Annotated in this window: 15 protein-coding genes; all 15 read left to right on the forward strand. The window is 27.1% G+C overall.

Going from position 1 to position 13,333, the window contains the following annotated elements; translation table 11 throughout:
* Positions 1-16: 16 nt before the first annotated feature.
* The gene (locus tag KQH81_RS04500) at positions 17-253 is read left to right on the forward strand and encodes a helix-turn-helix domain-containing protein (RefSeq protein WP_168972460.1); all 237 of its coding nucleotides are present in this window, start codon (positions 17-19) and stop codon (positions 251-253) included.
* The gene (locus tag KQH81_RS04505; protein WP_168972459.1) at positions 247-468 is read left to right on the forward strand and encodes a helix-turn-helix domain-containing protein; all 222 of its coding nucleotides are present in this window, start codon (positions 247-249) and stop codon (positions 466-468) included. The genes KQH81_RS04500 and KQH81_RS04505 overlap by 7 nt, the downstream gene beginning before the upstream one ends.
* 547 nt (positions 469-1,015) lie before the next feature.
* Positions 1,016-1,198, forward strand: coding sequence for a hypothetical protein (locus KQH81_RS04510; RefSeq protein ID WP_230029006.1), 183 nt, complete (start codon positions 1,016-1,018; stop codon positions 1,196-1,198).
* A 167-nt stretch (positions 1,199-1,365) separates the two neighbouring features.
* Positions 1,366-1,587, forward strand: a complete 222-nt coding sequence (locus KQH81_RS04515) for a hypothetical protein (protein ID WP_230029007.1) — start codon at positions 1,366-1,368, stop codon at positions 1,585-1,587.
* A gap of 100 nt (positions 1,588-1,687) precedes the next feature.
* The gene (locus KQH81_RS04520; protein ID WP_168972686.1) at positions 1,688-3,376 is read left to right on the forward strand and encodes a pentapeptide repeat-containing protein; all 1,689 of its coding nucleotides are present in this window, start codon (positions 1,688-1,690) and stop codon (positions 3,374-3,376) included.
* A 45-nt stretch (positions 3,377-3,421) separates the two neighbouring features.
* Positions 3,422-3,793, forward strand: a complete 372-nt coding sequence (locus KQH81_RS04525; protein ID WP_168972685.1) for a hypothetical protein — start codon at positions 3,422-3,424, stop codon at positions 3,791-3,793.
* Positions 3,794-3,850: 57 nt separating this feature from the next.
* Positions 3,851-4,036: a hypothetical protein gene (locus KQH81_RS04530; protein ID WP_168972684.1), complete on the forward strand. Its 186-nt coding sequence runs from the start codon at positions 3,851-3,853 to the stop codon at positions 4,034-4,036.
* Positions 4,037-4,039: 3 nt separating this feature from the next.
* Positions 4,040-4,276, forward strand: a complete 237-nt coding sequence (locus tag KQH81_RS04535; RefSeq protein WP_168972683.1) for a hypothetical protein — start codon at positions 4,040-4,042, stop codon at positions 4,274-4,276.
* 50 nt (positions 4,277-4,326) lie between these two features.
* On the forward strand, positions 4,327-6,639 hold the full coding sequence (locus KQH81_RS04540; RefSeq protein ID WP_230029008.1) for a VirD4-like conjugal transfer protein, CD1115 family: 2,313 nt from the start codon (positions 4,327-4,329) through the stop codon (positions 6,637-6,639).
* Between the two features lie 97 nt (positions 6,640-6,736).
* On the forward strand, positions 6,737-8,551 hold the full coding sequence (locus KQH81_RS04545) for a pLS20_p028 family conjugation system transmembrane protein (RefSeq protein WP_230029009.1): 1,815 nt from the start codon (positions 6,737-6,739) through the stop codon (positions 8,549-8,551).
* Positions 8,551-8,829, forward strand: a complete 279-nt coding sequence (locus tag KQH81_RS04550) for a DUF5592 family protein (protein WP_230029011.1) — start codon at positions 8,551-8,553, stop codon at positions 8,827-8,829. The genes KQH81_RS04545 and KQH81_RS04550 overlap by 1 nt, the downstream gene beginning before the upstream one ends.
* A 52-nt stretch (positions 8,830-8,881) precedes the next feature.
* Complete coding sequence (locus tag KQH81_RS04555) at positions 8,882-9,547, forward strand: hypothetical protein (protein ID WP_168972679.1); 666 nt, start codon at positions 8,882-8,884, stop codon at positions 9,545-9,547.
* A gap of 59 nt (positions 9,548-9,606) precedes the next feature.
* Positions 9,607-11,508 carry a VirB4 family type IV secretion system protein gene (locus tag KQH81_RS04560; protein WP_168972678.1) on the forward strand — a complete coding sequence of 634 codons (1,902 nt, stop codon included), beginning with the start codon at positions 9,607-9,609 and terminating at the stop codon, positions 11,506-11,508.
* An 11-nt stretch (positions 11,509-11,519) separates the two neighbouring features.
* A complete protein-coding gene (locus KQH81_RS04565) occupies positions 11,520-12,116 on the forward strand; it encodes a hypothetical protein (RefSeq protein ID WP_230029012.1) in 597 nt (198 codons plus the stop codon).
* Positions 12,117-12,195: 79 nt separating this feature from the next.
* On the forward strand, positions 12,196-13,326 hold the full coding sequence (locus tag KQH81_RS04570) for a C40 family peptidase (protein WP_168972676.1): 1,131 nt from the start codon (positions 12,196-12,198) through the stop codon (positions 13,324-13,326).
* Positions 13,327-13,333 lie beyond the last annotated feature (7 nt).

Genomic DNA, 13,333 nt, shown 5'->3' on the forward strand with positions numbered 1-13,333 from the left:
AGGAGTGATTATAATTATGGTAGAAATAAGAGAAAAAGTAAATTTAGCTATGCAACTAAAAATAAATAGAATTAGAAAAGGATATTCAGTTGACGAACTAGCAAGAAAAAGTGGGATTGCTAAAAGCACTATATTTTCTATAGAACAAGAAAGGTTTAAAATGACTAAGCTTGATACAATAATAACCCTTGGAGAAGTTTTAAATGTAAGTTTAGAAGAGCTGATTGTGGAAAGGAAAGCAGTAGCATGTTAGAGTATGAATTAAAAAGAATTGCAAATAACTTAAAAAGAGTAAGATGCAAAAAACACTTTAAATTTGAAACCATTTATAAAAACACAGGGATAACGGAAGAAAGATTAAGAAAAATTGAAACAAGAAAAGCTTCTGTAACTTATAAGGAACTATATGCATTGTCTAGATTTTATGAAGTAGCTATAGATGATTTAGTTTTTAAAGATTTAAAATAAAGGGTGTTCCCCGGGAACACTTTTAGGAAAATGATAATTTTTCAAAATACATAAAGAGATAAATAATAAAAAATAAAGGTGTCCCCGGGGGATATCTTTTAATTGAAGGGGGTAAAATGAAAAGATACTTATTTAAATATGATGTAGTGATTCTAATTTTTTATATGATTATAGAGTATATTTTTATTATTACATTAATTTTTTTATTTATTTATAACATCCATATTGTATTTAGTGATATCAATATAAGTATATTTAGATTTAATCTATATAAATATTTTATTATTGAAAATTTAATTTATATGTGTGTTTTTGGAATAATATATATCCTTTTTCAAAAACACACTGTATATATTTTCAGCATAAAAGAAGCATTTTTTTCATTTCTAAACTTTAATTTAATTTATAAAAAGGGTTTATATAAAGAATTAAGTGAGTATACAATTATTCCGCTAGACAAGATGAATTTAATATAGGGAAAGAAAGAATAAGGTGTCCCCCGGGGACATCTTTTTAAATATAAAAAACAAAGAAAGAGGGTAATAAAATGATTGATTGGAATGAATTTAATTATGGAGCAACTGTTATGTGCATTTTTATAGTAGCTATTTTTCTAAGTAGTGGAGTAATGTTAATGAGAGAGGATTTTAAAATAAATGTTTTTAAACTAATTAATGATTTTTTAGATATTATGATTTTTTCTTTAATGTTTCCTTTTTTATTATATTGAATGGCAGCTGCTGAAAATGCTGGTTTTAATATTAGAAGGATAATTTGGATTATGTTAATAATTTCCTTAATAAGAAAGTTTTATATAAAATTTATATTTATAGTGAAAAAGGCTTTTGTATTAATTAAAGAAAAATATATTAAATGAATTGAAGGAAGTTTGAAGATGTGAGATTTATACATTCAGTAAGCTTTAAAAAATCAGAGAAAAAATTAATAATTTTTGCATTATCTCATAATGGTTTTTCAGAATACATAAAAAATTTAATTAAAGAAGATATGAAAAGAAATGAGAAAGTATTTACAGATGAAGAAAGAGCAGAAATCGAAAGAATTATAGAAGTAAAGTTTAAAGAAATAATGATAGTATCAGACCAAACGGAAGATTAACTTATATAACAAAGTGATTAAGTTAATCTGTAGTACGGTAGCAAATTAAGGTGTCCCCGGGGGACATCTTTTTTTATAAAAATTTAAAGGGGTGTTTTAAATGATAGAAAATTTACAAGAAAAGTATAATGAATGGAGAAAAGATATTGAAAAGGAGAATTTATGGCAGAAATTCCATGGTGGTAGCAATCCCATATTCACAGAATTTGATAGTGGAGAAAAAACAGCTAGAATGGGATTTTCAGAATATGCAGAACTAGAAAATGAAGTATCATTTGAAGAAATGTTTGAATTAGAAAATGATTTTGATAATGAATTAACTAAAGATGAATATAAAGAAATATTTACGTTTAATGACTTTGAGGATACGTTGACAGAAGAAAATTATGATTATTCTATAAAAAAATATTTAACAATAGAGAATGCTTATGACACATATATAGAAGGCTGGAAATTATCTAATGAAGAAATTTATATAGATCCAAATCAATATATGGAGAATAATAAAGAAGCAGAAAAAGATGTTAAAGATTGGAGGCTATCTGAAAAAGAAATAGAAGAACTAGAGTTGAAATTTATGAAAAAAGATATAGAAAAAATGATGGATAACAATTATGAGGGATTTATTAAAGGCATTATATCTATAGAAAAGGGCGTAGATGATTTAGAATTACTAGATAACATGTACCAGGAATATATGAAAAGTGAATTTAATCTTATAAATGATAAATTTAATATAGGTATATCTGAAAGAGAAATTGAAAAGACGAGTAAGAATCATGAAGAAATGCTTAGCAGGAAAGATGAGAAAAGTAGTGAACTTGTAGAAAAATACAATGAGTTCGACTTGTCTAAGATAAATAGAGAAATAGAAAAAAAGGGTATAGAAGCTGTAATGGAAGATATAGATGATTTTGTATCATATGCAAATGTAGAAAAAGAACGTTATAAGGCTGTAATGTTAGCAAAGAACTATTTAAAAGATGATGTTATAGAAAAGGTAAAGCAAAAAGAAGCTATACTTGATAAACATTTAAATTTAGTTGGACTAGAAAAAGAAAATAAAGAAAAAGAGATTAATAATTATTTAGAGAGTAAAGGTATAACAAATGTTGAAATTAAAGATAATCTAAAAACTAATGAAAAGTTTTTAGATAAGTTAGAAGAAAAAATGTTAATTGAAAATAGAGCTGAAGCAATAAGAAATGACATTGCAGTGTTACCTTCTGAACATGATAGTATATATACTGATAAATATAATGAAGCATTGAAAAAATTAGAATTAAAATTAAATTATGAAGAAAATAACTTAATTTTAAAAGAAAAAGATATAAATGAAATTATTGATAAAGAAGTAGTTTTTAATTATGATAGCAATAAAGTAATATCACAAAAAGAAATTGATAAAATGGTGAAGGATCATGAAGAATGGCTTAATTCCAATGGTGAAAAAGGTAAGCGATTAGATTTAGAAGGAAAGGAATTAAAAGGACTAAGAATACTTAATGTTAACTTAAAAGAAGCTAATTTAAGTAATACAGTAATACAAGATAGTGTGATTTTTGCTGATTTAAATAGTGCAAATTTTACAGGGGCAAAAATAGATAACACTAAATTTTTAGGTTCCAATATAGAAACTATTAAGATAGACTCAGTAAACTTAAAAGTTATAAATAAACAGTTGAAAGAAGAAGAAAAACTTCATAAAGAAGTTAATAAAACATTGAAATCAAATCTTACAAAAGACAAAGAGAAAACAAACAATAAGGACTGTGAAATGGATAGATAAAAGGTGTCCCTCGGGGACATCTTTTTTATACAAAGGAGATTAACCATGAATGTAGTTTTAAATATAATAGATAACTTGTATAAGATAAATTATCCGATTATATTTATGTTTTTATCTTTATTTTTACTTCCAACAGTTTTTTATTTAAAAGAAATAATCTATATACCTATAATTAGCAGCTTTGTTATAGTTGGATTAATAACAAAGTCTAGCTACATTATTTTAGGATATTATTATATATTGATAATATTTAATTTTATAATTGGACTTAGATTTTTTATTAAAACTTCTAAAGAACGAGGATATGATAAAGAAGAACAAAAGGAAATAATAAAATGCTTCTTGATTCTTTATGGATCACTAAATTTAATAACAACAGTGATAATATTAATAACTATATATTTAATGCTTATATAAAGGTGTCCCCTGGGGACATCTTTTTTATATAGAAAAATATAGAAAGAAGGTGTATGAATGGCAGTGAAAAAGGATAAAGAAGATAGCTTTTATAAGAAATTAGTATTAAAGATTTTAGAAATGAAAGGAGTGAGTTATAAAGATTGGTTAGAAGAAAAACATAAAGAATTTCTAAACAGCAAAGAAAATCAAGAACAAATATTAAAGAGCTTAGATACACTTAAAGAATTTGGAGGGGAATAGAATATGGATGTATTTTCAAGAATGAACACAATGATTATAGATTTAATAACAGCTGCTCAAGTGGTTGGATTTGGATTACTTGCATACTCACTTTTAAAAGCAGGAATTCAATATTTCTTTCATGGTGCAGAAGGATTTAGAATTGCTAAAGGAACAATAGCAGCAGGGATTATAGGTTTCATACTAGTTGTAGGAGCAATAGCAATAGCTAGTTACTTGAAAACTAAGCTTTATTTTTAAAAGATTAAAGGTGTTCCAAGGGGACACCTTTTAAACAAAGGAGGTAGGAAATGGAGTTTATAAAAAAACTACTATTTAAGCTTAAAGTATATCTAAATGAAGACAAAGCTAATAAAGAAATTAAGAAAGCTAATATATTGGCAAGCAATAAATTTAATCTAATAGTGTCAATAATTATATTAATTTGTGGTATCTTATTTACTAACATATTTATATATTCTATAAAGTTTTCTATTAATAAATTAAAAAATAGTGAAGAGACTTTTAGTTTTTTCAAAGGTCTATTTTTCTTTTCAAGTGATCTTCTGTTTATATACTTAATTGTATTTATAATTCTTGTGGTTATAATAATTAAACTACAATTTAGACTAAAAACAAGCTTCAGAAGTATAAACGAAGGACAGAAAGGAACAAGCAGATTTTCTACAATTAAAGAAATAGATGAACAATATAAAGCTATTCCGGAAGTAGAGACAGATGAAGAAATAAAAAATGATGGATATGAGGGAAAAGGCGGAGTTGTAATAAGTAGGTTAGGGAAAAAAGTCTATATAGATGATAGTGACTCAAACAATTTAGTCATAGGTACAACCAGGAGTGGTAAAGGAGAACTATTTTTATTCCCTACTATAGATTCATATAGTAGAGCAAAAGAAAAAGCAAGTTTAATTATAAATGATCCTAAAGGAGAACTTTTAGGAGCAAGTAAGGAAACTTTAGAAAAAAGGGGGTATAGGATAGAGGTTTTAAACTTAATAAATCCTGAAAAATCTATGTCATATAATCCACTACAACTTATAATTAATGCTTATGAAAAAGGAGAATTAGGAGAAGCACAAAAGTTATGCAAAACTTTAACATATGCAATGTACTATAAGCCAAATGTTAAAGACCCATTCTGGCAAGACTCTTCTATGAGTTTAGTTAATGCTTTAATCCTTGCAGTAATAGATAAAGTCTTTAATGAAATTAAAAACTTAGATGATGAAGAAAAAATAAAAGAACTTAAAGGGAAAATAACTTTATATGCTGTATCTCAAATGCTGTCAGAATTAGGTTCAGCATATGATGAAGCTGGGAATAATGAATTAGATAAATATTTTCAAAGTTTAGATATTAATAATGTTGCTAAAATACAGTATGCTACAAGTAATTTTGCCAAAGGAACTGCAAGAGGTGGTATATTTTCTTTTGCTATGAATGAACTACAAAAATTCACTATGGAAAAGATAGCAAAATTGACATCAAAAAATTCAATTGACTTAAAAGATGTTGGTTTTATAAATAAAGAAGACAATAGACCAGTAGCCTTATTTATTATACTTCCTGACTATGATAAATCTGACTATATAGTATCTTCTATGTTTATAAGACAATTATATTATGTGCTTGCAAAGACAGCCGAAGAAGGAAATGGGAAATGTGACAGAGACGTTATTTATCTTATTGATGAAGCCGGAAACATTCCACCAATAGAAGAATTAGACACAATACTTACAGTGTGTCTAGGTAGAAGAATATTCTTCACTTTAGTAATACAAGCACTTTCTCAAATTGAAGGCAAATATGGAAAAGATGCATCTAAAACTATAATAGGAAATTGCGGAAATAAAATTTATATTTTAACTACAGAAAAAGAAACAGCTGTAGAAATATCAGACCTTTTAGGAGATAAAACAATAACTAATGTATCTCGTAGTGGCGAATTTTTAGATACAACAAAGCATATTACAGAAAATGTTGATGGTAGAAAGCTTAGAAATTATAATGAGCTTATGTTATTTGAAGAAGGAGAAACAGTAGTTATAAGGACACTAAAAAGAAGAGATAAGAAAGGTAATTTAATAGTACCATACCCAATTCATAACTATGGTGAAACTAGAATGAAGTATAGATATGAATATTTGGGAGACTGGTTCGATAATAGTAAGAGAGTTAAAGATATTGAGGTTAAATGTATTCATAATGAGGTTAAATTAGAAGATTTAGTCTTATTTAAACTAGATAATCAAATATTAAATAATGATGTTGACTTAACTAATGAAGGAGAATATAAAGTGAAAATCAAAGATTTAAAATCTAAAGAAGGATTTAAAATCTTTGATGTAATAGTCAAAGCGGAAGGCTCAGAAGAAGAAAAGAAAAAAAGTAAGACTAAAGAATTTAAGATAAATGAATTATTAAGTCCACTAGAATGGAAGGATCTTAAGAGAATATTAGACTTCACATATTCATTAGAAGAAAAAGAAGGAATAGAGTATTCAAGTGATTTTAAAACTCTTGAAAATTTATATAATAAAAATCCAAAAGAAGATTTAAAAGAGTTTATTTTAATTGGAATTAAGAGACTAAAAGAAATGTAAGTGTCCCCAGGGGACATCTTTTTTTATTAATTGAGTATTTGAATTTTTAGTATAACAAATAATTTTTAAATATAATGAGAAAAGGAGGACTAGAATATTGACAGATATAGAATTCATGAAAATGCTCATAGAAAATCAAGTTTTATCTCCTATAGGAGTATTTGCAGATGGATTAAGAAAAGTTGGTTGGTGGATAATAGGAGGACCTGTTTCTTTAGTAAATGGATTAGAAAAAGTTGCAACTAAAGTCTATAGCTTTAATGATTTTTTTAACTCTAAAGGAGTAAATGAATTACTAGATGCTTATAAGCCATTAATATTTGGAATACTAGCTTTAGCTTTGCTGTTCTTAGGATATGCTGTAATGATGGGTAAGAAAAAGGATAGAAGTGAGATACCAACAAATATTTTGATATCAGCAATGATTATAATATCACTTCCATTGTTTATGACAAAGCTAGGAGACTTAACAGAAGCTTTTGTAAGCTATAATATATCAGATCAACAATCAAGTGCAAAAGAAATAGTAAAAGATAATGTAAGTGACCTTTACTATTTAGATAGAATTGGATTTAAAATAGAGAATAAAAAGAACGGTATTCAAGTAGATGATATAACAAATATTGATATAAATGAAAATTTAGATTCTAGGAAGGTGAGCAATAGGAGATTTAAAGATTTAGCAAACTATAAATTAATAAGAAATGAAAATGGAAATGAATCACTTATAAAATTAGATAAAGGTTTTTTTGGAATGTTCAATGAAGGTTATTATAGATACAATGCCAATTTCATGATTATAATAGTATCTTTAGGTATAACAGGAGTAACTCTTCTCTGTATAGCTTTAAAGGTTGCTGGCATAATATTTGAACTTGGCTTTAAAAAGATATTTGCTACACTTTTAGCCATGGCTGATATTAGTGATGGAAGAAAGCTAAAAGCTATTGTAATGGATATTGTATCATCATTTACAATTCTTATGGTAACATCAGTAATACTTAAGCTATACGTTATATTTGTAGCTTTTCTAGGGAATAAGTTTGAAAGCTATAGTATTATTAATTTAGTAATACTAGCAGGAGTATCATGGAAGGTAATTGACGCTCCTGATATAGTTGAAAGAATACTTGGAATAGATGCAGGTGTTAAATCTAACTGGGCTTCAGTTATTGCAGGATATGAAGGAGCTAAAGGCGTTGGAAGAGCTTTAATGGGTACTGGTCGTTTAGCGAAGAAAGGTGTCAATGCTGCTAAGAATTCTCTCATAAGTTCAGATAAAAAAGAAAGTAATACACAAAATGACTCTGGTGGAATTTATGGTAATGAACAAAGTGAAAATAATAGTAATGCAAACAATAACTCTAATAATAATAATTTAAACAACAATAATTCATCAGGCAATAAGAACAATATAAATAAAAATGATGCTAATAGTAATATCAATAGAAATAGTGGAATTTATAATAAAGCAGGAGATAACGTGAATAACAAATCAAATACTAATAATAGTAGTAAAGAAAACAGTTCGAGCAAGGATAATGGTATTTATGGTAAAGATGGATCAGGCACAAATAGTGATAAAGAAAAGTTTGTTAATGGTAATAATCTATCTCAAGGAAACGTTAATAAAGATAAAGGTGAAAGCAATAACATAAATACTAACAATGGAAAACCTATATATAACAATCCAAACGATAGTTCAAAGCCTAGCAATATAAAGGATTCTAAGGACATGAATAATTTATCCAGGAACAGAAATAGACCAGGTAATATAAATAATAATAATGAAACAATCAAGAATAGCTTTAATAGAAGCAATAAAGCTAATTTTAATGGTGTGAATTATAAAAACTATAATGTTGGAAATCAAAATAAGTGGAATTTAAAAGGGAAGGGGAATAAAAAATAATGCAATATAAAATAATAAAGGATTTAAACCATGAGCCGTTATTCACAAGTAAAATAACAGCCTTTGATTTAGTATTCATACTATCAGGAATGATAGTTGCTGTTATATTCAACTTCTTAGTATATGATAATTTAATTTTCAAAGTTTCTTATTTTACATTTTGTTTCTTTTCGCTATCCTACTTAACAGGTAAAAGTAGCACAAACCCTAAAAGAAGGAATTTTCAATCTATATATTATGCTATGTCTAGAAATAGATATGTATATAGGAGATTTTAAGAGCCAAGTTTAATGGTTCTTTTTTTATAGAATTTATATGGAGGAAAACATTATGCCATTTAAAAAATTTGATAATATAAAGATAAAAAATCTAAAAGAAGAAAATAAAAAATTAACTAAAGAAGAGAAAAAGGAGAGAAAAGAAGAGATAAAAAAACTAAAGAAAGAAGAAAAAGAAGCAAAAAAACTCCTGAAGAAAATTCCTTCCAACGTTCTTGAAGAGATGCAGGTTTTAGATATAACTGAAGAAATTCAAGGAGACACTTTTATTAAAACTAAAACAGGATATTTAAACTTATATCAAATACAAGGAATAAATATAGTAACCTTAAATGAAGTAGAACAATTAAGAATAATAAACGATTTTTCAGATTTTATAACAGCATATAAAGATGATTATAAAATAATAATAATGAATTTTCCTGTAAGCACAGCAGTACAGCAACAACATTTACTAGAGAAGATAAAGAAATGCAATAATGAATTATTTAAGGATCAGCTAGAAAGAAAATTAGAAGAACTTAAAATATTAGAGAAAAATAAAACTAACACTGAATACTATTTAGAAACATTTTATGATGAAAACTCAAATTTAGAAACAGAGAGAACCTCATTAGAGCAGTGTTTAAAAAGGAATTTTAGACTAATGGAACTAGACATAGAAAAGAAACTTAAAATTCTATATAAACTGCATAATCTTAATTCTAAACTAATGTAAAGGTGTCCCCGGGGGACATCTTTTTTATGGAATAAATCAATTAAGAAAGGAACTATTACATGGAAAAAATTAAGTATAAATATAACCCTTATTTTATAAATTTGGTTCAACCTTGCGGGGGAATAAGTTTTAAAGAAAACTATATAAAAAAAGGTGATGGGTATGAAGCCTGTATACACATTTATGATTTTCCAACTACTTGTGGTGACTTTTGGCTTAATTCTTTGTCAAACATTAGTAATGATGTAGTTACGACTATAGACGTTAGAACAGCTGACATGTCAAAATTACCGGATACATTAAATAAAGCTATAAATGAAAATCTACAAAGAAAAAATGAAAAGAATAATTATGAAGCAATAAAGGCAGCTGCTAAAGTTCAAGATTTAGCAGAGCTTACAACTGATATTGTACAACATAATGAGGTAGTTAAATATATCATCATTAGATATTATGTCTATGCAAAGACCTTAAATGAATTAGACGATAAGGTTAAAAGTATACTAACTGAATTAGAGACAAAAACATTTAAAGGTGCAGTATTTTTAAATGAACAAGAATATGATTGGGCAGCTTTATTCCTTCCAATAAAACTTCAAAAAAAGTTTAGAAATAAAGTTATAGAACAGCCTATACAAGAATATTCTCTTGCTGGTGGCTATCCTTTTCACTTTGTTGAGTTGTGTGATCCAACAGGAAGATATTTGGGGTACACTAAAACAGGTGGTAATGTAATCTTTGATTTATTCACTAAAAATAGTATAAGAAAATCATTTAATGCTTTATTAGTAGGACTAACAGGTGCAGGAAAATCAACTGCATTAAAAAAATTATTAGATGATAATGTAATCATAGGAAATACGGTAAGAGTATTAGACTTAACTGGTGAATTTAGAAATCTTGTGCTTGAACGTGGAGGGAAAATTATAAAATTAGATGGGACAGAAGGTATGATTAATCCATTTCAAATTTTCGCTACCATGATTGATGTAGATACCAATGAAGTGTTGGAAGAATTAAGTTATATGTTTCAGATAAGCCGACTTACTATGATGTATCAGTTTTTATCTAATAATTATGATGAAGCTGTGACAAGTGAATTTGAAAGACTGGTAAATGAATTTTATAGAGAATGTGGATTAACAAAAGAAAACTGTACATCTTTCAAGTCTAACGAATATCCAATCATGGAGGATTTTTTAAGATTCTTAGAAAGGAATTTATATTCTGATGTAGAAAATAAATTACTAAGAAGTAACCTTAGTCATTCAAGAATAGAAAAGATTGAAAACATAATTGCAACAATAACTTCTACAATAGATGGATATGGAAGTCTATTCAATGGTCATTCAAGCCTTGAGAATTTAACTAATGAACAGATAATAAGCTATGAAGTTAGAAATTTATCTCAATTTAAATCAAATATATTCAATGCACAAATATTTAATGTTTTAACTATGATTTGGAATGAAGCATTAAAACAAGGTATAATAGAGAAAAGAAAATATGATAATGGAGAAATAACACTATGGGAAGCTAAAAAGTTTTTAGCCTTTGTAGATGAAGCACATAAATATATTAACTCTAATAGTGAATATGCAGTAGATTATTTTATTAATTTTACAAGAGAAGATAGAAAATATTTCGGGAGTTTAATTTATGCAACTCATGCATTAAATGATTTAGTTCCAAAAGGAAATGACGATAGAGTTAGAAATATCACTGAAAAAATATCAACACTTTTTGAACTTACTCAATATAAATTTATAATGCAACAAGATAATAATGTTAAAGAAGCTGTAGAAAAGACATTTAAAAATCAGCTTACAGAAAGTGAAATTGAAGATATTCCCCTTTATGAAGAAGGAGAATGTATGCTTGTTATAAATGGGATGGGGAATATAAGATTTAAAATAGAAATATCCGAAGAAGAAAAAAGGTTATTTACAGGAGGTATATAAAGGAGGGCTTTATGAATAAAAAAGTAATAATAGGTGGACTTGCAGTAGTAGTTCTTTTAGGAATTGGAGGTTATTCAATAGTAAAGAAAAATAAAAAGAAAGAAGCTAATAACATTAAAATAGAACAGCAAAAAGAAGTTGAAAGTCTAAATAAAAATGAATTGAATAATTCTATAAAAGGACTATCAGACCAGGAGCTTATAAAGAAATATCTACTTCTCAAAGATAGCAAAGTACCCGTTAAAGATAGAGTAGAAGCTTCAGAAGTAGCTAGAAAATTTGTAAAAGCAATAACAGAATATAGTTCAGATGATCCTAATAAAGGTGAAAAGGAAGCTTTAAGTTGTGTGTCAGAAGAGATATATAAAGATATACAAGGAATGTTCATAACAAAAGAGAGCGATAACACTATAGAGAATATAGTTGTAGATGAAGAATATAGTGAGGAAACATATAATCATGAAAAAAATGATTATATATTTATAAAGGTAAGAGATGGATATTATATTACTGATAAATATAATCAAAAACGTGAAGATGTTATATCATATGTTGTACAATTATTGAAAATAAATGGTCAATACAAAGTTATAAGCTTTAAAAAATAAAAGGAATATTGGATAAAGAACTAGTAGATTTTCTATTAGTTCTTTTTGTTGCACAAAACTACTTTAAGGTGGTGAGTTATTGGACTATAAGAAAATTGTAAAGAGAATAATAGTTGGATTTAGTTTAAGTAGTTTTGCTATATTAATTCTTTTTCTAATTATTATTACTGCAATAATTGGAGCGATTCAAAACAAAAATCAGAATAGCGGTTATCATAATTTAGTTGGAGTTCCAGTAGAATATATTGGCTTCTTTAATGAAGCTTCACAGCTTACAGGAATACCGAATTGGATTTTAGCTGCCATAGCAAAGCAAGAAAGTAATTTTAATCCTAATACTAGTTATGGTGGAGCATATGGAATAATGCAAACACAAAAGGTAGATACAGCAAGTGGGAAGGATTTGTGGCAGTATTTAATTAGTAATGGATTAGGGGATATATATAAGGCTCAAGGCTATTCATTTAATGACAGTGAGGAAATGTGGAATATATTTTTGAATGATCCAAAGGCACAGATATTTGCAGGAGCATATGAGACAAGATATTATGCAAATTACGTTTTATTTAGAAAAGGAATAGCAAACTCTTTAGATTATAATAGCACTGAAAATATGAAACTTATAAATTGGAATGAAAATGAAAGCAATGATAAGTTTGCAGAGTTACTAAAAAGAATATTTGCTTGTTACAATGGTGGAGGTAGTTATGGTATGAATGTTGAGTTAGATAAAGCACAACATGATTATCCTAATAAAGTTTTTAAGTATGCAATAGAATTTAGAAATGCTGGATTAAATCAAGGAAGTAATGAAACAATAGAAAAAGCAATAGAAGCAGGAATGAAATGGGTCGGAAATTCTCCTTATGTATGGGGTGGAGGAAGGACACAGGAAGATGTAGATTCAGGAAAATTTGATTGCAGTTCATTTGTTCATTACTGCTATGCAAGTGCAGGTATTCAGCTTGGAGACCGAGCAAGCGTTGTCACATTTTCTTTAGTTAACATGGGGGAAAAGGTAGACTTCAAAGATATAAAAAGAGGAGACTTATTATTTTTTGATACCTATACAACTGATGGACATATTGGAATATGGCTTGGAGATAATAAATTTTTACATGATGGAACGTCAACAGGTGTAACTATATCAGAGTTTAATGGATATTACAAAGAGAAGTTTAATGGAAAGGTTAGAAGAATAATAAATTAAATAGGGA

The organism is Clostridium cadaveris (genome assembly GCF_020911725.1).
GTDB lineage: Bacteria > Bacillota > Clostridia > Clostridiales > Clostridiaceae > Clostridium_X > Clostridium_X cadaveris.